Genomic DNA, 22,261 nt, shown 5'->3' on the forward strand with positions numbered 1-22,261 from the left:
CCAACATTGATGTGAACCATGCCCCGGCGACGATACCCGGTCCCGGTCGAGTGGGCAATTGCTCCGATCGAGCCCGACGTCACGTGATGCCGACCGGCGCGCGATCGTCACGGATCGACCCTGATCGCGCTCACGGCCTGCTCGCAGGCGGTCGAGACCTCGTCCCACCGGCCCGCGATGAACTGGCAGCCGACGCTGACCTGGATGCCGCGTTCGACGAGGACGTGCCAGCGGACTTCCGAGCCGTCCAGGGGGCGCTCCTCGTAGGAGAGTCCCGGGCGACCCGCGAAGACGACGTCGCGGCGGATCTCGGAGACGGTGCCCTGCGGCTTGTTCCTGGTCTGCGCGGTGAGGTCGGCAGCGATGTCGTCGTAGCCGGCATCTGCGGCGACCGTCTGCTGGGCGATCGTAATGCGCTGTCGCGCACCGCTTTCCGGGGAGAGGTCGACACGTGTCACGGGCGAGGTCGCCGACGCGCGTCGCCAGCCCTCGGGAACCCGGAGTGTGACCCGCCCGATCGTCTCGGTGGCGGACCTCGGTGTGGCCGGCGGTGGTGTCGTCGTCGGTGCCACCGTGTGTGTCGAGGTCGGCTCCGCATTCGCGGACGGCGTCGGATCGTCACCACCGCCCCACAGGACGATGCCCGCCGTGACGGACGCGATCACGGCGACAGCGGCGACGGCCGCGAGATACAGCGGGCGGCGATCGACGGGATGGGTCGCCGCGGCGCGCTCCCGGAGCGGTTGCATCCACTCGGATCGCGCCGGCGGAATGCTCGGCGTGTACGGCGTCGGCTGCTGTGGGCGCCGGGCCACGTCGGTCCCGGTCAGGGGGCTGATGGCGATCGATGACCCGGCTACGGATTCGGCGACCTCGCCCACGACCGTCATGATCTCGGGATCGGTGGTGCCGAACACCTGCAGGACGTCCGTCGGGCGGTCGGCGAGTAGACGCTCCAGAAGATCGGTCAACGCCGCCCGGCCGTGTGCCGCGGTGAGTTCGACCGCTGCCAGGTTGGGTTCGGCTTCGACGGCCTCGATATGCGTGCCGTTCGCGTCATAGACGACCGTGCTCGCGGTGGTCGACAGCAGGCCGAACTCGAGGATCGCGGTGCGACGGCTGCGCCGCGTCGCGGTATCGACCTCGGAGGCCCGCACGGCGCACGGCTCGAACGTGACCTCGCGGGCGAATCCGTGTGCGACGGTGGCGAACATCTCGAGCGACCGTGCACCCCACGCGGTGGGGTGCACGCAGACGAGGCGGTCGCAAGGCGCCGCGACTCCGAGGGAGTCGACGATCGCGGCGACCACCGCGGTGAGCGCCTCCACTGACGAAGGCACCCTCGGCGGCACGGCGATGTGGTCCGACATCAGGTACTGGACAGCCGACACGACCTGGGTGGGTGTCGTCAGCGGCTCACCCACGACCAGGTCGGAGTTGTTGCTGCCCAACACGATCGAGGGCGGCACATCCCAGTGGGTGGTCGCGCCGCGCGCCCAGATCTTCGCCTCGGTGACGACGAGCTCGACGGTGGTCATTCCGGCTGCGGCATCCAGGCGGTCTGCACGAGGCCCTCGCTGTTGCGAGTCACGAACGTACCGCGACCGGTCGGCTTGGGACCGGGACGGGTGGTGCCGAGCAGGACACCTTCGTCGCGGCTGCAGCTGAGGATGAGGCCGGCCGAACCGAGATCCTTCATCCGCGCCAACGTGGGCTCGTACATGGCCCGACCGGCGCCGCCGGAGCGGCGGGCGATGATGACGTGGAAACCGAGGTCACGCGCGTGCGGGAGGTGTTCGACCAGCGCGCTGACCGGGTTGCCCTGCGAGGTGGCGACCAGGTCGTAGTCGTCGATGATCACGTACAGCTCCGGCCCGCTCCACCACGACCGCTCACGCAGCTGCTGCGGCGTCACATCCGGGCCCGGGGTGCGCTTGGCGACGTACTGGCCGAGTCCGGTCATGTAGTCCGAGAACTGCTTGGCGGTGGAACCGTAGCCGGCCTGATACCCCTCGGGGATCAGGCCCAGCATCGAGCGGCGGTAGTCACCGACGATGAAGCGCGCCTGGTCCGGAGTGTTGGACGCGGCGATGCCGTCGATGAGCGAACGCAGCAGCGTGGTCTTACCCGACTCGGTGTCACCGATGATGATGAAGTGCGGGCTCTCCGCGAAGTCGATGTAGACCGGCGCGAGCTCGGATTCGTTGATACCGATGGGGATTCGCAGGCACTTGGACGCGGGATCGACCCGCGACGGCCAGTTGCCCGCCAGGTACAGCAGCTGCTCGCGCGGCAGCTGGTCGGGCAGCATCCGCACCTGCGGGGCCGGACGTCCCGGCGTCATGCGCGAGATGGACTCGACCGCGGCGGCCACCGCTTGACCGAGGTTCGACGGGTCGGAGGAGCCGTCGATCCGCGGGAGGCCGGTCAGCATGTGCAGACACTCTGCGGTCATACCGCGGCCAGGGCGGCCCTGCGGGACGAGCGAGGCGAACTTGCGGCCCAGATCGGAGTCCATCGGGTCGCCGAGACGGAGCTCGATCCGGGTGCCGATCTGGTCCTTGAGCGCGGGCCTGGCCTCGGCCCAGCGGTTCAGCGCGATCACGACGTGGACGCCGTAGGACAAACCCTGCACCGCGAGGTTCATGACGACCTGCTCGAGCGCGTCGAAATCCTGACGGATCGAGCCGAAGCCGTCGATCACCAGGAAGACGTCACCGAACGGATCCTCGTGCGCGCCCGCGGCGGCCGGGCTGGAGGCCGGATCCATCGAGCGCAGCCTGCGGAACTCGACCATCGACTCGATGCCGAGCTGGCGGAACCGGGCCTCGCGGGTACGCACGATGGTGGTCATCTCGGCGACCGTGCGACGGACCTGGTCTTCGTCGAGACGGCTGGCCACCGAACCGACGTGCGGCAGGCCTTCGAGCGCGGCGAGTGTGCCGCCACCGAAGTCGAGGCAGTAGAACTGCACCTGCTCGGCGGTGTGGGTGAGCGACATCGCCATGATCAGCGTGCGCAGCGCGGTCGACTTACCGGACTGCGGACCACCGACCACGGCCACGTTGCCGCGCGCGCCGGACAGGTCGACGATGAACTGGTCGCGACGCTGATCGTAGGGACGGTCGACGATGCCCATGGGCGCCCGTAGGGTGGCGATCGCGGAGTACTCGCCGGTGAGGATCGAGCGCGGCACCAGCTGGTCGAGCGTGGGAGCTTCGTCCAGCGGCGGCAGCCAGATCTCGTGCGCGGGCCTGCCGTGCCCGGCGATCCGGGACACCAGCATGTTCAGGTTCGAGACCTGTTCGCCGTCGTCGCTGTGCGATTCGGGCTCGTAACTCGACTCCACCGGCACCGGCACCCGGTCCGACGTGCGGAATTCGACGTGGGTGGCGTGGAAGGGGCGGGCGTTGACGTCGATTTCGCCGCCGACGATGCCGGCGCTGGTGACCTCGCGCTGGGGGCCGCCGCCGACGTAGGGGCCGGAGACGTAGGAGGCCTGGAAGCGCTGGATCTCGCCGGAGTCGGCCTTGAGGTAGCCGCCGCCGGGGGAATTCGGGAGGTTGTAGGCGTCGGGGACGCCGAGGACCTGGCGGGATTCGTTGGCGGAGAAGGTCTTCAGGCCGATGCGGTAGGACAGGTGCGATTCGAGGCCCTTGAGCTTGCCCTCTTCCAGGCGTTGGGAGGCGAGCAGGAGGTGGACGTGCAGCGAGCGGCCGAGGCGGCCGATCATCACGAACAGTTCCGCGAAATCGGGGTGCTGGGTGAGGAGTTCGGAGAACTCGTCGAGGACGACGAACAGCGCGGGCAGCGGGTCGAGGTCGGCGCCCGCGGCACGGGCCTTCTCGTATTCGGAGACGTTGGCGAAGTTGCCCGCCTGGCGCAGGACTTCCTGGCGGCGGTTCATCTCGCCGGCCAGCGCGTCCTTCATACGGTCGACGAGGTCGGCTTCCTCTTCCAGGTTGGTGATGACCGCGGCGACGTGCGGGACGCCGTCGAGGCCGAGGAAGGTGGCGCCACCCTTGAAGTCGACCAGGACCAGGTTCAGCTGGTCGGGCGAGTGGGTGGCCAGCAGGCTGAGTACCAGGGTGCGCAGGAACTCGGACTTGCCGGAACCGGTGGCGCCGATGCACAGGCCGTGCGGGCCCATGCCGTTCTCGGCGGCTTCCTTGATGTCGAGTTCGACCGGGTTGCCGTCGGCGCCGACGCCGAAGGGCACGCGCAGGCGCTCGCGCCCGTAGCGCGGGCGCCAGGCGCTGGCGGGGTTGAAGTTGCCGATGTCGCCGAGCGACATCAGCTGCGACCAGGTGGAGATGGCCTCGTTGTCGTCGGTCTCCACGTCGCTGCTGCGCTGGGTGGCCGCGCGGAACGGCGCGAGGCGGCGGGCGGCCTGCTGGGCCTGCTCGGCGCTGACGCGGTCGATGGTGGCGAAGCGCTCCTGGTTGCCGGTGGCGCCGCGGCCCAGGCACTCGCCGTCTTCGACGACCATCTTGATGCCGCGCGAAACAGCAAGGCGCGGAGCGTAATTGCAGAGGTCGATGATGGTGACGCCCTCGTAGCCGGACTCGCGGAGCTGGTCGTCCTCGGCCTCGAGCAGGCCGCCGTCGACGACGATGACCACGTGCACCAGGTTCGGGTTGTTCGGCTGGTTACGGGAGTAGCGGACGCGGTTGCCCAGCAGCGGGTGCAGGCTGCTCAGCGCCTCGCGGATGGAGCCGTAGAACATGCGCTGGGTGCCGATGCCGTCGGAGACCTCGGGGTGCTGGGTGTGCGGCAGCCACTTGGTCCATTCCCATTCGCGCGCGGTGTCGGGGCCGCAGACCACGGCGATCAGCACCTGGTCGGGCGCCTGGAACATGCACAGCTGCAACAACATCGCGCGGGTCATGTCGCGGGCCTGGGCGCGGTCGCCGTCGAGGGCGATGGTGCCGAAGCCCTTCACGGCGATGGCGGTGGGCAGGTCGGGGACGGTGGAGTGGGCGCGGACGAAGCGGCGCAGGGAGACCGCGGCGATGGGTTCGAGCTCTTCCACCGGGCCGGTCTCGGGGGCGACCAGCCGGGTGGCCAGGCGCTGACCGCCGAGGCCGATGCGCGCGTGGCAGAAGTCCTTGTCGCCGGAGCGGCGCTCCCACATGCGGCTGGTGCCGGCCAGCATCCAGATCAGGCCGGGCTCGGGATGGCTCCACTCGACGGCGGCGCGCTGCTGCTTGGCGGTGTCGTCGACGTCCTTGCGGACCTGGTCGAGATAGCGCAGGTAGTCCTTGCGATCCTCGTTGGCCTCGGCGGCCTTGGCGCCCTTGCCGTTGCCCTGGCCGAACATGGTGACCATCGACATGATCATCATCATCGGGAACATCATCGACATGGGGTTGGACAGCATGCCGCTGCCCTGGGTGAACATCAGCGCCATCATGCCGACCATGCCGACCACCATGACGATGGGCATGAGCTTCATGAGCAGATTGCCCGGCGTGATCCTGGGGATCTCGGGCGGCGGCTGCAGCGTCACCTCGCCACCGGGCGTACGCGGCATCTCGCGCCGGGCACGGCGCTGGAACCGGACTGTGCTCATGGTCGAGACTCCCCCTGCTTGACAACTCGCTGTCCACGCGACGGGCTCAGTGTAGAGGTCGCGGCCGACATGTCGTATGGTTCGTCAGGCATTCTGCTGTCCGAACGGTGAGTTCCGCAAACTGTCGATCGCCCGAGGGGTCGAGCGGAAACACGAGGTAGAGACGGAGTTGGGGGAGTTTTGACGCACGCGCGACTCGATCATCTGGAAGAGGATTCCGCGCGCGGCATCGTTCGCGCACCGGACCTTGCCCGGGTGACGATTCTGGCCAAGCACACGCAGGTCGACATGGCGATTCCGGTGGATGTTCCGGTCGCCCTCGTCATCCCGAGCGTCGTCGACATGGTCGCTCAGCACAGCCGGTCCAATGATTTCGACAACGACGGCGAACGCTACGAGCCCGCCGAGTGGGTGCTCGCCCGGATCGGCCATCCCCCGTTCTCGAACTCGCTCAGCCTCGGCGAGCACGGCGTGCGCGACGGCGAACTGCTCATGCTGGAGAGCGCCTCGCACACCGCGCCGACGCCGCTGTTCGACGACATCATGTACAACGTCGCGATCGCCGACGCCGAGCACTACCGCAGCTGGACGCCGAAGACGGCACGCGTCACCGGTTCGGTACTCGCCGCGATCACCATGCTGGTCGGCTGCTTCGGTCTGCTCGCGGCGCCGGACGCGCTGCCGTTCTGGGTGACAGGCTCGCTCGCGCTGCTGGTCGCGATCCTGTGCGTGGTCGCGGGTACCGTGCTCAGCCGGATGTACGGCGACACCGCGGCGGCGCTGGTCCTGGGCGGCTGCGCGCTGCCGACCGCCTTCACCGCGGGCATGCTGCTCGTGCCCGACCATTACAGCTGGGCGCATCTGCTGCTCGGCGCCACCCTCTTCGGCGCCACCGCGGTGCTCGCGTGGCGGGTCACCGGCGTCGGGCTCGCGCTGTTCATCGGCGCGGCGACGGCCTCGGTGTTCGCCATTCCGGCCGCGCTGGTCGGGCTGCTCACCGAGCAGCCGCTCAAGGCCATCGGAGCCGGTGTCGCCGCCCTCGGGCTGGCCGGGCTCTCGCTCTCGCCGCGCGTCTCGATGCTGCTGGCCAAGCTGCCGTTGCCGCCGGTCCCCTCCCCCGGCACCCCGATCGACCCGACCGAGGACGATCCGGACGACCACCGCGCGCTGCCGACCCTGGACGCGCTGCGGGCCAGGTCGGAACGGGCACGCAACTACCTCGCCGGCTTGGTCACGGCGACCACGCTGGTCACCGTCGTCGGCGCGTTGCTCGCGGTCGACGCGGGCGCGGACGACCCGTACTGGCCCGGCATCGCGCTGGCGCTCGTCTGCGCCGTCGTGCTGATGTTCCGCAGCCGGACCTACGCGGGCGCCGAACAGGCCGTCGTGCTGATCGCGGGCGGCGCGTCGATCGTGCTGCTGATGCTGATCGGCGTCTCGCTCGAAATGCGCCAACCGCTGGTGGTTTTCGGCGCCGCGCTGGCCATCCTGATCGCCGCGCTGGTGATCGGCCTGATCGTGCCGAACCAGTCGGCCACCCCGCCGATGCGCCGGGCCGTCGAGCTGCTCGAATACGGGTTCGTCGCCGCGGTGCTGCCGCTGGTGTTCTGGGTCGCCGAGCTCTACTCCCTCGTCCGCGGGCTGTGAACGCGAGCCTGCGCGTCGCGGCGGCGGCCGTGGCGCTCGGTGTCGGTGTGTCGTTCGGGTTGGGCGCCGCGCCCGCCTCGGCCGATCGGCCCCCCGCGGCCGATCCGGCGAACCTGCCCGCGGGCGACCCGGCCGCACCGCCGGAGAAGACCGAGGTCGGCTCGAACGCGGTGTGCACCACGGTGTCCACCGGCGGTGACGGACCGGCCATCCCGGAGGCGCAGCGCTCGCTCGGACTGGAGCGCGCGTGGGAGTTCTCCCGTGGCGCAGGGCAATTGGTCGCGGTCATCGACACCGGTGTCACCAGGAACGATCGGCTGCCGGACATGATCGCGGGCGGCGACTTCGTCGCGAACTCCGGCGACGGCGCCGACGACTGCGACGCGCACGGCACCTTCGTCGCCGGGCTGATCGCCGCGACCAAGGTCGACGGGCAGGGCTTCTCTGGAGTCGCGCCCGAGGCGCAGATCCTGACCATCCGCCAGACCAGCAAGATGTATCAGAAGGAAGGCGCCAACCGGAACAAGGCGCCCGAGGATCTGCCCGACGGGTACGGCAACCTGGCGACGATGGCCTCGGCGATCCGCCGGGCGGCCGACATGGGCGCCTCGGTCATCAACGTCTCCGAGGTCTGGTGTGGCACCAACAAGGGTGTCAACGACAGCGCGGTCGGCGCGGCGCTGCAATACGCCGTCGAGGTGAAGAACGCGGTTCCCGTTGTGGCGGCGGGCAATTCGGACACCTGCAAGACCGCCAACACCGTGATCGATCCGCTGGATCCCACCGCCGATCCGTGGTCGAAGACCGAGATGAACGTGAGCCCGGCCCGCTGGGACGACTACGTGCTCGCGGTCGGCTCGATCGACGCCAACGGCGCACCGTCGAAGTTCACCGTCGCCGGGCCGTGGCTCAGCGTCGCCGCGCCGGGCGAGAACATGGTGTCGCTGAACCCGCGTGGCGCGGGGACCGCGATCGGCACGGTCAACCAGCAGGGCCAGACCAGCCCGATCAGCGGAACGAGTTTCGCGACGCCGCTGGTCTCCGGGGTGGTCGCGCTGGTGCGCGCCAGGTTCCCCGAGCTCAGCGCCAAGGAAGTGATGAAGCGGGTGCAGGCGACGGCGCACGCGCCCGCCGAGGGCTGGAACCAGTACATCGGATACGGCAGCGTCGATCCGATGGCCGCGCTCACCGCCGAGGTGACGGGGTCGCTGCCGCCGAAGCGGCCATCGCCCGCCGCGCAGGTGCAGCTGGCCGTCCCCGCTCCGGCGCCCGCGCCGGACAACACCGCCAGGAACGTGTCGCTGATCGGCGCGGGCGTGGTCGGGCTGCTGTTCGTTCTCGGCATGCTGGCCTCGTTCCCGATCCGGCGCCGGATGGGCGTGCGGGAAGACGTCTGACACGTCATCCGAGGAACGACGGTGCCGCGCAGGTCCACGCGGTACCGTCGTCCTGCGCACCGCGGCGCATCCCCATCGACACAGGTAGCAGCATGGACTCGAGCGAAGCCCCCTTGACGCGCAGACAGCGCTGGGAACGCGCGACCAATCTGCCGCTGATGGCGCTGGCCGTGGTGTTCCTCGTCCTCTACGCCTGGCGGGTGCTCGACACCGACGTCTCACCGCACCTCGACGCGGCCCTGGTGTGGGCCGACATCGCCATCTGGGCGATCTTCGCCGTCGATTTCGCCGTCCGGCTGCGCCTGTCCACCGATCGGCTCCGCTTCGTGCGCAAACACCCGCTCGACCTGCTGGTGGTGCTGGTGCCGCCGTTCCGGCCGCTGCGTCTGGTGCGCGCGGCGCTGCTGCTGCTCGACTCGCTCAACCGCGCGACGAAACCACGGACCCGCCTGGTGACCTTCGTGGCGACCAGCTCGCTGTTGATCCTGTTGCTGTCGAGCCTGGCGTTCTTCGACGCCGAGTACGGCGCGCCGGAGAGCAAGATCAAGACCTTCGGCGACGCCCTGTGGTGGTCGGCTGTCTCGGTGACGACGGTCGGCTACGGCGACGTCTACCCCGTGACCACCGAGGGACGGTTGGTTTCCCTGGTCCTGATGACGCTCGGCATCGGCCTGATCTCCTTCGCCATCGGCACCATGACCAGCTGGGTCGTCGAGCAGCTCAAGACAGTCGACGACGCCGCCGATCGCGCCGAGCGCACCCTCACCGAACTGGTCGACGAGGTGCGCTCGCTGCGCGCCGAGGTCGCCGAGCTGCGGACCCGCGCGCAGGAGCCGCCCGGCTAGTTCGCGGCCGGGTTGACCGTCGCGACAGGCTGTTTCGCGGGCGAGGGATCGGGTGAGATGCCGTCGTGGGCGACCATCGCGTCCTCGCGCCCGAGGCTCGGGCCGCCGGCGAGCAGGCCGACGATGGGCCACGGCGCCGGTTCGGCCTTCACGTTCTCCAGGCCGAGCGCGTTGACCGCGTCGGCGTTCTTGATGCCGAAGCGCACGCCGGTGTCGGCGATGTAGAACAGGCTGTCCTTGCGACGGCTGTCGACCTCGATGCCGGTGGTCTGGACGTAGGCGCCGGTGGCGGGCGGGATGTAGACGGTGTCGGCGTTCGGGCCCGCCGCGTCGGCCTGCGCCAGGTTCACCAGCTTGGCCTTGTCCGGGATCGGCAGGTCGATGCCGACGAGCACGTCCAGCTCGGCGCGGGCGGTGGCGTCGGTGTTGTCCATGGCGCCGGCGATCGGCTTCCAGGTGATGCAGCTGACCGACTTGTCCTTCGCGGCGATCAGCGTCGGCCGGTCGGCCGGGTAGTCCTGCACCTTCAGCGGATTCCGCACGGTCGGCGCGTAGGTGCGGTCGGTCGACTGGATCGTGGTGCCGTTCATGACCGTCGGATAGAAGTTGCGGATGATCTGCGCGGTCAGCGCGGAGACCGGCTGCAGTCCGTCCTGGAGCACCACGTAGTTCTGGTTGGGCTCGTTGAAGACCTGGACGACGTCACCGATCCGATGGCCGCTGACGTTGTATGTCGGTGTCCCACCGGGGTTGTCGATGCGGGGCGTCTCGATCGGGAGCACCTCGGGAATGGCGTTTAGCAGGCCCTCGCTGATGGGACGCGGGGTCACGCCGCCGATGCCGAGGGCCTGGATGACCGGGGCGTCGTCCATCTTCACCCTGGCGCGCTTGTTCTCGTAGACGAGGTAGGTCGAGTCCTTGCCCTTGACGAGCATGGCCTTGCCGTCCTCCATCGCCGACGCCTTGTCGCCGAGGTCGGGGTCGCCGGCCAGGACGGAGGTGGTCAGGTTCGAGGTGCCGTCGGACTTGAGCTGATCGCACACCGACCACGGGCGGCCCTTGCCGTCCTTGTCGTACATGATCGAGGAGGGGGCGCCGGGGATGCCGATCAGCTGGCCGCGCGGCTTCTTGCCGAGTTCGGATTCCTTGACGATGACCGCCTTGGCCGCTTCCCCGGCGGCCAGGCGGGCCGAGGCGAGGTTGAGGGCGGGGTGGACGACGTTCTCGATGACGACGTAGACGCCGCCGGATTCCTTGCCGATCAGGATCTTGTTGTCACCGATCTTGTCTTGCGGGCGCAGCAGCGCGAGGATGCCGCAACCGGCGAGAACGACCAGGCCGAGGACCAAACCGACCGCGTAGGCACGGGTCTGGGCGCGCATCGGATCGTGCAGCATGCGCACGTCGCGGCGCACCAGGGCGTGCTCCATCCGCCGCACCAGGAAGCGGTAACCGCTGACCTGCCAGCGCGTAGTGGGTTTTGAAGGCATGGTTCCTCCCCCGAACAGTGCTCTCGTCCGGCCAACACAGTACAGTTCCCCGCAGCACTTGTTCACATTCGGGGGAGGAACCAATGGCCGAGTTCACCGGTGCCGGTCCGCGTCCGCTGTTCGGTCGTGTCACGTTGCCGCAGCTGCTCATCGCGCAGGTGCTCGGCCTTCTCGCGGGGGTCATCGTGCTGGTGGTCGGCCTCGGGCCGCTGCCCGCGCTCGGCGTGGCCCTCGTGGTGGCCCTGATCCCGTTGATCCCGATCGGCAAGCGCACCGTCCTCGACTGGCTCGGCACGATCCGCCGCTACTCGGGCAAGCGCGAATACACCCTCGGCGACACCGTCGACTTCCGTGACACCGACGGCCGTTCGCTCGGCCTTTACTGGGACGGCAGCCGCGTGGTCACCGTGGTCGAGGTGCTGCCGCCGAGGGGCGGGCTCACCAGGATCGCGCGCACCGCCGTGCACGCCTCCCACCTGCTCCCCCTGCCCGAACTCGCCGCCTGCCTCAACCAGCACGACATCCTGCTCAGCGGCATCGACATCATCAGCCACGGCCACCGCAGCCGCTCCGGCACGCCCGCAGGCGCGATCTACGAGTCGCTGCTCGGGCCGCTGCCCGCCACCGCGCACCGCACGGTCTGGCTGGCGATCAGCTTCGACGCGGTGCAGTGCCCCGACGCGACCGAACGCCGCGGCGGCGGCACCGAGGGCGCCTCGCGCGCGGTCACCATCGCGACCCAGCGCATCATGCGCACGCTCGAGGACGCCGACTGCAGCGCGCGCATCCTCACCGCGCCCGAGATCCGCAAGGCCGTCCAGCAGATCACCGCCGGACTCGATCCGCGCACGCTGACCCAGCGGTGGAAGTTCGCCGAGATCGGCAACTCGGTCAACATCGGCAGCGCGGTCGACCCCAAGCAGCTCGGTTCGGACCTGCTCGCGCAGCTGTGGGTCGCGCCCTCGCGCGGTACCACGGTCGCGGTGCGGCTGCGGCCGGGCAGCGACGCCGAGTCGGTGAGCGTGGGCGCGGCGTGGCGGCTGACCGCCCGTGAGCTGCCGGAGAAGAGCAGTACCAAGGGCATGGTGTCGATGAACGGCAGGCATCGTGACGCGCTGCTCGCGCACCTGCCGATCGCGGTGCCCGGCCTGGACGACACCGTCCCCACCACCGAGTACCCGATCGATGTCATCGGCGCGCTGCACCTGCCCTCGGCGGGATGCGGTCAGCTGCTCGGTTCCGACGACGAGGGCAACGGTGTCGCGGCCCGGATCATCGGCGCGGGCATCTCCTCGGTCTACGTGGCGGGCGAGCTGTACCTGGCCCAGCAGTTGGTGTTCCGCGCGCTGGCGGTCGGCGAACGAGTGCTCGTGCGCACCGATCGGGCGCATGCCTGGGAGCAGCTGGTGAACACCGTCGGCAACCCGGAGCGGCTGACCATCGCGGTCGAAACGCACCAGTCCGACGCGGGATTCACCGCGACGGTGGTCGACGGCGTGCTGGCCCCCGCGCCGCACGCCGGTGTCACGACCATCTACCTGACCGGCGATCCGAACGGCTGGCCCGCCTCCCGCCCCGATCTGGAGATCTTCCAGCCGGGCGCGATCGGCAACCGGGTCGTGCTGCGCACCGGCACCACCAGGGTCAACCTCACCCTGGTGTCGATCCCGCGCGAGGCGACCTACATCGGCCAGCCGCGCGGCCAGCGTTCGATGGCCACCGCCTGACCGGTCAGCGGCTGGAGGCGGCAGCTCGCGTAACCACGGAAGCCGCCCGGCCAGGCGCGAGGAAACGCCGCCTGACCGGTCAGCCCGGGTAGGGGTCGGCGGCGCGGGCGTTACGCAGAGTTCTTCCCCACCAAGCCAATTGGCCGAGCATCCGGCCGCAGGCGTCGACGGCGGCCTTGTCGTCGGTCGCGCCCGTGGCATCGAATCGGCGTTTGGCCTGGGCGAAGCTCACCGACTCGCGCACCGAGACCATGTGCAGTTCGGCGACCACCTGCCGCAACTGCTCGACCGCGCGCAAGCCGCCCGACAGCCCGCCGTAGGAGACGAAGCCGATCGGCTTGGCCCGCCATTCGTGTTTGGCGCTGTCGAGCGCGGTCTTCAGCGAGGCCGGGTAGCCGTGGTTGTACTCGGAGGTGACGACGGCGAACGCGTCGGCCGCGGCGAGGCGGGCCCGGAACGCGTCGACCTCCGGCGTCTCGACGAGCTCGACCGGCAAGGTGAGCTCTCGCAGATCGAGCTCCCCGGCCTCGAATTCCGGCCGTGCCGCGACCATTCCGCGAAACCAGTCGGCCACCACCGGCGCGAACCGCTCGGGCCGGGTGCTGGCGACGACGATCTCCAACCGCAGCGGTGTGTCCATCCCCCGAGCCTAACCACCGCGACCCCGCCCCGGCCGCGCGCGGGCGATCGGGCACGATGGACGAGGTTTCCGCAGGTGGGACGACAGCGAAAGGGGCAGCACGGGTGATCATCGGACGGTGGCAACTGGTGGAGACGCTGGGCGCACCGGGCACGTGGTCGATGCTGACCGCCGGGACGACGCCGCGTGAGTGGGCGTCGTACGAGCGGGCCGTCCCCGCCGCGCTGCGGCCGATGATCGAGGCCGCCCACATCACGGGTCAACCCGTCGACCGGGTACTGCCGAAATCGCGTAACCCGTGGTCGGAGCACCGGTTTCGGGCCGAGCCGGTGCTGTGGCCCGGCGCGCGCCCGCACGGGGTGAAGGTCTGGGTCGGCGAAGGCGCGCCCGCCGCGGAGCTCGGCGTCGGCGCGTTCCTGGTGGACGCCAGGGCCAGGGTCGTGCACAGCCGTCCGGCCGGCTTGGGCCCGCATTTCGGCGCGGCGCCGGTGGAATACAGCGGGGCGGAACCCTTTCAGCGGATCGAGCGATTCGATCGCGCGCTCGAGATCGTCGCCATCCTGAACCGGTCGGAGCCGGAGAGCCGGTGGTCGGGCGTGCCGACGGTGCACTCCGCGATCGGCCCGCGATCGCTGCTGGTGGCTGCCCGCAACGGGGCGGCCGATCGGCGGTTCGCGTGGCGGGGTCTGGCCGTCGACGTCACCGACAGCGTTGCCCCGCAAGCCAAGTCGTTCGAGGCGGCGACGCTGGAGCTGCTACGCGACAGTCAGCCGGGGCTGTACCTGTGCATCCTGGACACCGCGCAGGCCAGGCAGGTCAGGTGGGTCACCGAGCCGGTGCCCGGCCTGCGTTGGCGCGGGATCGATGACCGGCTGATCCCGCACCCCGAGGACCGGTCCAGGATCGCGGCGGCCCGCGCGCGGATCCTGGCCGGCGCCGCCCGCGCCGACCTGGCCGGGGTCCGGCTGGCGACCGAGACCGACGGCTGGCTGGTCGCCGACGTCGAGCTGACGCCGTTGCCCGCCGGCGCGGAGGCCGGCGCGGCGCCGCTGTTCGTGCTGGCCCAGCTACAGGTCACGCCACCGGGCTGATCAGGGCAGTTCGAACGGCAGGGAGACGCCGGCGTGCACCCGGCAGCGCTCGCAGGTGTCCTCGCCGTCGACCGCGGCGACCGCGCGCCGCATGAGCTCCTTGAACGGGCCGAGGTTCTTCTTGAACTCGGCGAACACGTCCACCGCGTGCACACCGTCGCCCTCTTCCAGCCCCGCGTCCAGGTCGGTGACGAGAGCGACTGCGGAATAGCACATTTCGAGTTCGCGGGCGAGCACGGCCTCGGGATGGCCGGTCATGTTGACCAGGTCCCAGCCCTGCCCGGCGAACCAGCGGCTCTCGGCCCTGGTGGAGAAGCGCGGGCCCTGCACGACGACCATCGTGCCGGAGTCCTCGACGCGCATGTCACCACCGGCCGACTTCACCGCGGCCGTGCGCAGCTCGTCGCAGTACGGGTCGGCGAAGGAGACGTGGATGCCGCCGCCGTCGAAGTAGGTCTGCGGCCTGCCGGAGGTGCGGTCGACCAGCTGATCGGGCACCGCGACCGTACCGGGACCCCAGTCGGCGCGCAGGCTGCCGACGGCGCACGGCGCGAACACCCGGCGCACGCCGAGCGAGCGCAGCGCCCACATGTTGGCCTGGTAGGGCAGGGTGTGCGGAGCGAACTCGTGCTGCTTGCCGTGCCGCGGCAGGAACGCGACGGCGCGCCCCTCGACCGCACCGACCGCAATGGGTGCGCTCGGCGCGCCGTACGGCGTGTCGACCTCGACGTGGGTGGCGTCGTCGTCGAAGAAGTCATAGAAGCCACTGCCGCCGATGACGGCGAGTGCGGGCCGGGAAAGCGAACTCATAGGATTGATTGTTCCGTCCGGCCAGGTCTCGCGCATCACCGGGACCCGGCCCGCGGCCGCCCAACTGACAATTCCGGCCGGAAACTGTACCCTAGGGGGGTATCAGCTCGCCTTCGGGCGAGCATCCGGCCCGGCGAGGAGAACTTCGGTGACAGCACCCACCCCCGACACCGCACCCGGCGACGAGCACGCGGGCCACGACCACGCGGGCCACGGCTACATCACCGCCAAGGACGACTACCTCAAGCGCCTGCGCCGCATCGAGGGCCAGGCCCGTGGCCTGCAGCGGATGGTCGAAGAAGAGAAGTACTGCATCGACATCCTCACCCAGGTCTCGGCGATGACCAAGGCACTGCAGGCCGTGGCGATGGGCCTGCTCGAGGACCACATCTCGCACTGCGTGGTCGACGCGGCCGTGGCGGGCGGACCCGAGGCCGAGGCCAAGATCAAAGAGGCGACCGACGCGATCGCTCGGCTGGTCCGCTCCTGAGTTCGGCAGTCTGGTCGCCGGGGCCGGGCTCCGGTGCGAGTTCGACCTCGGCGACCAACACCCCCGCGCTCCCCGCCGGGAGCGGCTCGACCAGATCGAGCCCGTCCGGCCCGAGGATGCGCGCGACCCCGCCGCCGCCGCTGAGCAGCCGGGATTCCGGCGAGCGCGCGTCCACCACCTCCCACCCGGTCATCGGCACCAGCGCCGTCGGAGCGACGACGACCGCCCGGCTCGCGCGGGCGTAATCGGCGCTGACGGTGCTGTTCACGGCCGTCACGCCCGCGCCGGCGTCCTCGTGATAGACCGTGAACCCCGACCACGCGGCGATGTGGATCTGCTCCCACCACAGGTCCACCCGCCGCCGCGGGCACAGGTGATCGGCGCCGGCCAGCATGCCGATCCGCCCCAGCTCGGTGTCGTACACCACCGGCGGTTCGGTCCCGGCCGTGAACAGTTCCCGCTCCAGCGCCGTGGGACGCACCTTGCGCGCGAATTCCATCCGGCCCGCCGGGCTCACCAGCACCTGGGTCATGAACAGGTCGGTGTCCGCGCGTTCGGCGAACCCGAGCGCCACCCACATCCCGGTCCGCCGTGCCGCGTGCGCGATCGCGCGCAGCTCGGGCCCGCCCCTGGTCATGGCGTTCGCGAGATAGCGGCCGCGGAACTCGGAGCCCCAGTCGACCGCGTTCAGCCACAGCCACCAGGGATAGCCCGGCAGGAAGGTCTCCGGGAAAGCCACCAGCTGGGCGCCACCCGCGGCCGCGTCCTCGATGAGGCCGATCGTCTGCTCGATGCCGACGGCGAGCTGTAACCACGCGGGTTCGGCCTGCACGGCAGCCACCCGAATCCGATCCGCCATGGTGACCGCTCCTCGTACTCAACCGATCGCTGAGAACCAGTGTCGCCCAGCCGAACCCGCCCAGTTCAGTCCGTCTGTGCCAGACCGCTGACAATCCGTGCCAGGCTCAGCCGATCCGCGACTGGCGGTACTCGCCGGGCGTCATCCCGGTCTCGGTGAGGAACACCCGGTAGAAGTGCCGCTCCGAGGCGAAACCCGAGCTGAACGCGACGGCGGCGGGTGGGCGGGAGCGGTGGCGCAGCAGGAGTTCCTTGGCGTGCTCCACGCGCATCTTGCGCAGGGTGGTGTTGAGGCTGTCGCCCGAGCCGTGGAAGATCCGGAACAGGGTGCGGCGGGAGACGTGGCAGGCATGGGCGACCTCGGCGGCCGTCAGCTCCGGGTTCGTGAAGTTCTGACGCATGAAGACGAGCACGCGCTCGCGGCTCAGCGCGTCGGCCGGGGTGTCGACGGGCTGGGACCCCGCGGCCAGGAGCACCGCCGAACCGAAGAGCTCGACCGCGCCCGCGGCCAGCACATCGGCCTGGTCGGGCGCCTCCTCCTGGATGCGGGCGAGATTGCGGAAGTAGTTGGCGACCACGCCGGCGGCGCTCGACGCGGACACGGCGACCGCCGTCGGGAAGGCCAGCTGACCGAGGCCGGGCAGCGCACGCAGCAGCCGGATCGGCACCTGCACGTTCACCTGCTCGAACAGGGCGCCATCCGACCAGCGATAGGGCCGCGAGGTGTCGAAGAAGGTCATCTCGCCGGGCCGGAGCAGCACCGAGCGACCGTCTTGATTCAGCCGGGCTCGACCGCGGAGCTGGATACCGGCCAGCAGGTACTGCTCGTCGGAGTCCGCGATGTGTGACTTGGAGCGCCGGAACTCGTGATTCGTGCCGGCGAGCGCGGTGAGGTGGCAATCGTCGGCGCCTGCCAGCGGTCGGGTGGCGACCCGACCGTAGAAGGGGAGGTCGGGGTAGGGCGAGATGGCGAGCGGCACGTAGGTCTGTTGCATGAGGGCTTCCCACCGGCCGAACGCCGAACTGTTCGGTGTCGCCGAGGCGAGTTCCACCGTCATCGGTTCGATTGCCATTGCAGTCAGCCTCCGGACCCCGCGACATCTGGCGTAGCCGTCTCTACGGCATCGCCCAGAATAGCGTCGCGCACCGGTCGGCTCAATCCGGAAATCCGCCTGTAACCAGCGAATTCCTCTCTACGAAAGCCTCTTTCGGCTCAGGCGCGCGCCGGCTCGCGCCGGGCGATCCGGCCGCCCGGCGTCCGGCACTCGCCGCCACGCGGCACGGGAACGGGCCGCGATCCACGGCTGAGATCGAGATCGGCGAACAGCAGACCCTCGGTACCTTCGTCCAGGGGCGGCGCGAGCTCCAGCCCGCCGGGACCGAAGATCCGGGAGACTCCGCCGCCGCCGCGCAGCAGGCGCCGGTCGGGCAACCGGGCGTCGACGACTTCCCAGCCCGCCACGGGCACCACGGCGACGGGCGCGAGCACGTAGGTCGCGCCGTCCATCGCGTAGCGCACGCTGGCCGAGGTGTTGAGTTCCGGACCCCACTCCTTGCCCTCGCCGTAGTACACGGTGAAGCCCGACCACGCGGCGACGTGGATCTGCTCGCGTTCCTCCTGCAGCCGGGCGCGCAGCGCGGGACGCAGGTGGTCGGCGCCGCCGAGGACGCCGATCCGGCCGAGCGCGGTGTCGCGGACCAGCAGACTCTCGTCCGCCGCACCGCGGAAGACGGTGCGTTCGAGACCGGTCGGCTCGCCTTTGCGGGCGATCGAGATCTCGCCGTCGGCGTCGACGATCGCCTGCGACATGTACACCTCGCGCCCCGACCGCTCGGCGAAACCGATCGAGACGTGGATGCCCCGGCGGCGCGCGGCATAGGCGATGGCACGCAGTTCGGGGCCTTCGGCGGTCAGCGCGTTGGCCAGGTAGCGCGCGAGGAACTCCTCACCCCAGTCGACGGAGTTGAGCCACATCCACCACGGGAATCCGGGCAGGAAGGTCTCGGGAAAGGCGACCAGCTGCGCTCCGCCGTCGGCGGCCGCTTCGATGAGCTCGATGGCCTGCTCGACCCCCGCTGCGAGATTCAACCACTTCGGCTCGGCTTGCACCGCGGCTACGCGTACGCGACCAGACATCTGTTCCCCTTGTCGCTCAATCCGTGAAAGTGCTCGATTCACTCTCTCGCAGATCGCGGCGACACAAACTGTCATGGCGTGCCAGGCGACTGACCGTCCGTGCCAAACCGGGCGGCTATTCCACAGCGAACGCCCGGCCGCCGTATTTCACCCGGCGCGGAATTCTCCGGGGGCCATCCCGAATTCCGCGCGAAAGACCCGATAGAACTGGCGTTCCGCGGTGAATCCGGCCGCCGCCGCCACTTCCTCGATCCGCATTCCGCCGTCTCGCAGAAGGTGGCAGGCGTGCTCGAGTCGCATTGTCAGCAATCGGCGCGCCGGGCTCTCCTCCCCCTCGAACAAACGGTAGAGGGTGCGCCGCGAGATGGCGAAGCGGTGCGCGACCGCGTCGACGGTGAGATCGGCGTCAGCGAATCGGCGCCGCATGAACGCGATGATCCTGGCGCGGGTGAGGTCGTCGGCGCCCGTACCGCGCGGCAGGGACCCGGCCGCGAGCGACAGCGCCGACGCCATCATCCCGACACCGTGGGTGGCCAGCTCCTCGGCCACCTCGGGATCGGTGCGCTGCACCCGCGCCAGGCCGCGGAAGTAGGCGCCGACCGCGGCGGCGGGATGGTCGGGGCCGAGCGCGATCGCGGAGGGAATCCGGCCGACGGGAGCGCCCACGGCCTCCAGCGCCGCGATCGGCACCTGCACGACGACCTTGTCGAACTCCTCGTCGATCTCCCACACATAGGGCCTGGCGCTGTCGTAGAACACCATGCTGCCCGCCTCGACATGGGCGCTGCGGCCGTCCTGGTGCATGACCCCGCGACCGCCAGCGTAGATGCTGGCCAGGATGTAGCGGTCCGTGGCGGCGCTGATCAGCCGCGGTGTCCGGCGCACGGTCTGCGCGGCCGCCTGGACCGAGGTGACCAGCAGGCCGTCGAATTCCGTCGCCGCGATGCGACCACCGAACCGCTCACTCGTGTGCGGGGTCACCGCCAGCGGGATGTAGGTCTCGCACATCAGCGATTCCCACCGTTCCAGAACCTGCTGGGACGGCTGATAGGGACCGGTACGGACACTGACCGTGCTGTGGCGGGACATGGCTGCTCACGCGGTGTGGCGGCTGATCTCGCCGCGCGCTGGTTCGGCGGCGGCGGCCGCTCGGTACTCGCCCGGCGTCATCCCGGTCTCGACCCGGAAGGCACGGAAGAAATGCCGTTCGGAGGCGAAGCCGGCGGCGTGCGCGATCGCGGTCGTCGAACGCTCGGTGTCGAAGACCAGCATGCCGCGGGCGCGTTCGACCCGCATGCGGCGCAGTACCGCGCTGAGGCCCTCGCCCGGATCGTCGAAGAGCCGGTAGAGGCTGCGTCGCGAGGTCAGGCACGCGCGGGCGATCATGTCGACCGTCAGGCCGGGGTCGGTGCAGTTCGCGCGCATGTACGCGAGCACCTGCTCACGGGTGAGTGCCTGCGCCGACTCACCGCTCGGACGCACGCCGCCGGCGAGGGTGATGGCCGAGGCGAGCAGCCGCACCCCGTTGTCGGCGAGCACGGTAGCCTGCCCGGGGGCGCTCTGCTGGATTCTGGCCAGGTCACGCAGGAACGCCGCCACGACGCCGCCCGGGCTGTCCGCCGACACGGTGGTCGCGGTGGGCAGCGCGCCACGATCGACTGCGAGATATTCGTCGAGCAGCGACAGCGGAACCCTGGCGACGACCTGTTCCCAGGCGCCCTCGAGGTCCCAGTGATAGGTCCGGGTGGTGTCGTAGAAGACCATGTCGCCGGGGCGCACCACCGCGATGCGGCCGTCCTGGTGCAGCCGGCCGAAACCGTCGGTGAGAATGCTGACGAACAGGAACTCGCCGTCGGTGCCCGCGATGCCGCGCCGGGTGCGCCGGATGCGCTGCGCGCTGGCGCCGACCGTCGACAATTCGAAACCGGGCAGGCTGCCGCGCACGATCCGTCCGTGGAAAGACGGATCCGGTACCGGCTCGACAGCCAACGGGACATAACTTTCGGAAAGAAACGATTCCCACTGCGCGAACGCTTCACCGTCCCGCATTTCGGGACTGTCCCGCAATGTCAGCTCGACGAGCGGATCCGACGATGCCACGCCACCCACCCCGCTTTCCTGCTGCCGACCAGCAAACCCCGGGCGTCCGAGGTATCGCCTCTTACTTGGGGTTCGACACTGCCAGATTCCCGGTGGTATCGCCAGCGAATCCAGCACAACGAACCCTTCCGGATCCCTTGAATATTCAACCCGGCCCAGCTTCCGACGGTGATTCGACACCCGGCGCGGTTCGGCAGTTGTGATACTCCTCACCAGGCATCGGGGCATCGCGCGGGCATTCAGGAGAGCTCGGCGAACGACTCCGCGATCTCCCCGCGATCACCCATCCCGCCACGAGCCCGTCGCGAACGGCCGCTCACGCGGCGTCGAGGGAGCGTGCGGACGCTGGGATGGAACGCGCTGCCGTCCAGCAACTTTCACGCACGCGTGGTCAACGGACCGCCGGACGTCGCAGGCGATCGAAGGTCCGGCGACCCGCCGCGCGGAGCCTGGTGGCGGGCGCCGACGGGCCCGCCAGCAACGCGGCGACCACCGCCAGCGCGCCGATCAACGCGACCACCCCGGCGTCCACCCGCAGCGGATGCAGCACCGTGTCGTAGACGGCTCGCGCGACGCCGTCCCGGGCGGAAACCCGGTCGAGATACACCGACCGCAGCACCAGCGACGACACCGCGAGCACCGCCATCGCCACCACCACGCCCACCCCGAGGGCGATCACGGTGATCCGCCGGAATCCCTTGCCCGCCACCAGGATCGCGCCGACAGCACAGACCGATGCGGCGAGGGCCACCGCGATCGCGCCGCGATCCAGGATCCGTACCGCCCGCTGGGCCCGCGCCAGGTCCGCCGACTCGACGATCACGAACTCGGTGCCGAGCGCGAATTCCCGCTCGGGCAGCACGAAGCCCCGGCTGTCCAGTTCGTCACCGATCTCGGCGAGCATGGGATCGAGCGAGATCGAAATGACGCCGGGGACATCGGTGCGCACCACATCGCTGTCCACCCCCGTAAGCGCCGCGACCGCTCCGCGATGCGCCTGCCGGTTCGCCGCCGTCCACAGGCGCGGGAAGGCGTCGCTGTGGACAAGGGTGCTCGCGGCGTCGGCGATCAGGTCCTCGGTGTAGGCGCCGAGCACCGAGGACAGATTGCGCAGCGTCAGCGCGACCAGCGGGTTGCGCTCGTCGGGGTCGCGGATCGCCTGACCGAGCTCGGCGGCCGCGCCCGCGACATCGATGCGGGCGAGGACGGCCTCGGTCAGGGCGTCGGCGACAGCGGACTGGATCGCCGGCTCGGTGGCCAGCGGCGCCACCGTGTCGACGTAGTGATCGGTGTCGAGAACCTGCGCAAGCAGATACCCGGCGACCACGGCGACGAGCGTGAGCAGCCCGGTCGCGACCACCAGCAAGAGGACGGCTATTCGCCGAGGGAGCGGGATACGGCCACCAGAATCACCTGTCATCTGCCCGGCTTTCTCGCTGACGTCGAGTCGGGCCATC

At 70.1% G+C, this 22,261-nt stretch carries 17 protein-coding genes; 6 read left to right on the forward strand and 11 right to left on the reverse strand.

The window, feature by feature from the left end:
• Positions 1–107: 107 nt before the first annotated feature.
• Complete coding sequence (locus DFR69_RS09540; RefSeq protein WP_110037121.1) at positions 108–1,538, reverse strand: type VII secretion-associated protein; 1,431 nt, start codon at positions 1,536–1,538, stop codon at positions 108–110.
• Positions 1,535–5,572: a type VII secretion protein EccCa gene (gene eccCa / locus DFR69_RS09545; protein WP_110037122.1), complete on the reverse strand. Its 4,038-nt coding sequence runs from the start codon at positions 5,570–5,572 to the stop codon at positions 1,535–1,537. The genes DFR69_RS09540 and eccCa overlap by 4 nt, the downstream gene beginning before the upstream one ends.
• A gap of 180 nt (positions 5,573–5,752) precedes the next feature.
• Between eccCa and eccD the strand changes: the two genes are divergently transcribed.
• The 3 genes from eccD (at position 5,753) to DFR69_RS09560 (ending at position 9,461) form a co-directional block, all read left to right on the forward strand.
• Positions 5,753–7,219: a type VII secretion integral membrane protein EccD gene (gene eccD, locus DFR69_RS09550; RefSeq protein WP_110037123.1), complete on the forward strand. Its 1,467-nt coding sequence runs from the start codon at positions 5,753–5,755 to the stop codon at positions 7,217–7,219.
• On the forward strand, positions 7,216–8,616 hold the full coding sequence (gene mycP / locus DFR69_RS09555) for a type VII secretion-associated serine protease mycosin (RefSeq protein ID WP_244198179.1): 1,401 nt from the start codon (positions 7,216–7,218) through the stop codon (positions 8,614–8,616). The genes eccD and mycP overlap by 4 nt, the downstream gene beginning before the upstream one ends.
• A 92-nt stretch (positions 8,617–8,708) precedes the next feature.
• The gene (locus DFR69_RS09560; protein ID WP_110037124.1) at positions 8,709–9,461 is read left to right on the forward strand and encodes a potassium channel family protein; all 753 of its coding nucleotides are present in this window, start codon (positions 8,709–8,711) and stop codon (positions 9,459–9,461) included.
• Here the strand turns inward: DFR69_RS09560 and eccB are convergent.
• Entirely contained in the window at positions 9,458–10,951 is a 1,494-nt protein-coding gene (eccB, locus tag DFR69_RS09565; RefSeq protein WP_110037125.1) for a type VII secretion protein EccB, read from the reverse strand. The two genes, DFR69_RS09560 and eccB, sit on opposite strands and share 4 nt — an antisense overlap.
• 83 nt (positions 10,952–11,034) lie before the next feature.
• Between eccB and eccE the strand changes: the two genes are divergently transcribed.
• On the forward strand, positions 11,035–12,678 hold the full coding sequence (gene eccE, locus DFR69_RS09570) for a type VII secretion protein EccE (protein ID WP_110037126.1): 1,644 nt from the start codon (positions 11,035–11,037) through the stop codon (positions 12,676–12,678).
• 79 nt (positions 12,679–12,757) lie between these two features.
• On the opposite strand, the gene DFR69_RS09575 is transcribed toward eccE, so the two are convergent.
• A complete protein-coding gene (locus DFR69_RS09575; protein WP_110037127.1) occupies positions 12,758–13,318 on the reverse strand; it encodes an NADPH-dependent FMN reductase in 561 nt (186 codons plus the stop codon).
• A 104-nt stretch (positions 13,319–13,422) separates the two neighbouring features.
• On the opposite strand from DFR69_RS09575, the gene DFR69_RS09580 reads away from it, so the two are divergent.
• Complete coding sequence (locus tag DFR69_RS09580) at positions 13,423–14,409, forward strand: GAF domain-containing protein (RefSeq protein WP_110037128.1); 987 nt, start codon at positions 13,423–13,425, stop codon at positions 14,407–14,409.
• On the opposite strand, the gene DFR69_RS09585 is transcribed toward DFR69_RS09580, so the two are convergent.
• A complete protein-coding gene (locus DFR69_RS09585) occupies positions 14,410–15,219 on the reverse strand; it encodes an S-methyl-5'-thioadenosine phosphorylase (RefSeq protein WP_110037129.1) in 810 nt (269 codons plus the stop codon).
• Between the two features lie 148 nt (positions 15,220–15,367).
• Here DFR69_RS09585 and DFR69_RS09590 point away from each other — a divergent pair, with 148 nt between their 5' ends.
• Positions 15,368–15,709 carry a metal-sensitive transcriptional regulator gene (locus tag DFR69_RS09590; protein ID WP_110037130.1) on the forward strand — a complete coding sequence of 114 codons (342 nt, stop codon included), beginning with the start codon at positions 15,368–15,370 and terminating at the stop codon, positions 15,707–15,709.
• Here the strand turns inward: DFR69_RS09590 and DFR69_RS09595 are convergent.
• The 6 genes from DFR69_RS09595 to DFR69_RS09620 form a co-directional block, all read right to left on the reverse strand.
• Positions 15,666–16,568: a nitrilase-related carbon-nitrogen hydrolase gene (locus DFR69_RS09595; protein WP_110037131.1), complete on the reverse strand. Its 903-nt coding sequence runs from the start codon at positions 16,566–16,568 to the stop codon at positions 15,666–15,668. The genes DFR69_RS09590 and DFR69_RS09595 overlap by 44 nt on opposite strands.
• A 106-nt stretch (positions 16,569–16,674) precedes the next feature.
• On the reverse strand, positions 16,675–17,640 hold the full coding sequence (locus DFR69_RS09600; RefSeq protein ID WP_110037132.1) for a helix-turn-helix domain-containing protein: 966 nt from the start codon (positions 17,638–17,640) through the stop codon (positions 16,675–16,677).
• A 140-nt stretch (positions 17,641–17,780) separates the two neighbouring features.
• On the reverse strand, positions 17,781–18,704 hold the full coding sequence (locus DFR69_RS09605) for a nitrilase-related carbon-nitrogen hydrolase (RefSeq protein ID WP_167456209.1): 924 nt from the start codon (positions 18,702–18,704) through the stop codon (positions 17,781–17,783).
• Between the two features lie 147 nt (positions 18,705–18,851).
• Entirely contained in the window at positions 18,852–19,793 is a 942-nt protein-coding gene (locus tag DFR69_RS09610; protein ID WP_110037134.1) for an AraC family transcriptional regulator, read from the reverse strand.
• 6 nt (positions 19,794–19,799) lie between these two features.
• Complete coding sequence (locus DFR69_RS09615) at positions 19,800–20,753, reverse strand: helix-turn-helix domain-containing protein (RefSeq protein WP_167456210.1); 954 nt, start codon at positions 20,751–20,753, stop codon at positions 19,800–19,802.
• A gap of 442 nt (positions 20,754–21,195) precedes the next feature.
• The gene (locus tag DFR69_RS09620; RefSeq protein WP_147123897.1) at positions 21,196–22,164 is read right to left on the reverse strand and encodes a hypothetical protein; all 969 of its coding nucleotides are present in this window, start codon (positions 22,162–22,164) and stop codon (positions 21,196–21,198) included.
• Positions 22,165–22,261 lie beyond the last annotated feature (97 nt).

Origin of the sequence: Nocardia neocaledoniensis, from assembly GCF_003182135.1 — a bacterium.
GTDB lineage: Bacteria > Actinomycetota > Actinomycetes > Mycobacteriales > Mycobacteriaceae > Nocardia > Nocardia neocaledoniensis.

Coding starts and splice junctions, on each gene's coding strand:
- DFR69_RS09610 (WP_110037134.1), bottom strand. CDS start 19,793: ATGTCCCGCCACAGCACGGTCAGTGTCCGTACCGGTCCCTATCAGCCG.
- eccE (WP_110037126.1), top strand. CDS start 11,035: ATGGCCGAGTTCACCGGTGCCGGTCCGCGTCCGCTGTTCGGTCGTGTC.
- DFR69_RS09560 (WP_110037124.1), top strand. CDS start 8,709: ATGGACTCGAGCGAAGCCCCCTTGACGCGCAGACAGCGCTGGGAACGC.
- DFR69_RS09605 (WP_167456209.1), bottom strand. CDS start 18,704: ATGTCTGGTCGCGTACGCGTAGCCGCGGTGCAAGCCGAGCCGAAGTGG.
- DFR69_RS09600 (WP_110037132.1), bottom strand. CDS start 17,640: ATGGCAATCGAACCGATGACGGTGGAACTCGCCTCGGCGACACCGAAC.
- DFR69_RS09540 (WP_110037121.1), bottom strand. CDS start 1,538: ATGACCACCGTCGAGCTCGTCGTCACCGAGGCGAAGATCTGGGCGCGC.
- DFR69_RS09575 (WP_110037127.1), bottom strand. CDS start 13,318: ATGGACACACCGCTGCGGTTGGAGATCGTCGTCGCCAGCACCCGGCCC.
- DFR69_RS09615 (WP_167456210.1), bottom strand. CDS start 20,753: ATGCGGGACGGTGAAGCGTTCGCGCAGTGGGAATCGTTTCTTTCCGAA.
- eccB (WP_110037125.1), bottom strand. CDS start 10,951: ATGCCTTCAAAACCCACTACGCGCTGGCAGGTCAGCGGTTACCGCTTC.
- DFR69_RS09595 (WP_110037131.1), bottom strand. CDS start 16,568: ATGGCGGATCGGATTCGGGTGGCTGCCGTGCAGGCCGAACCCGCGTGG.
- eccCa (WP_110037122.1), bottom strand. CDS start 5,572: ATGAGCACAGTCCGGTTCCAGCGCCGTGCCCGGCGCGAGATGCCGCGT.
- DFR69_RS09585 (WP_110037129.1), bottom strand. CDS start 15,219: ATGAGTTCGCTTTCCCGGCCCGCACTCGCCGTCATCGGCGGCAGTGGC.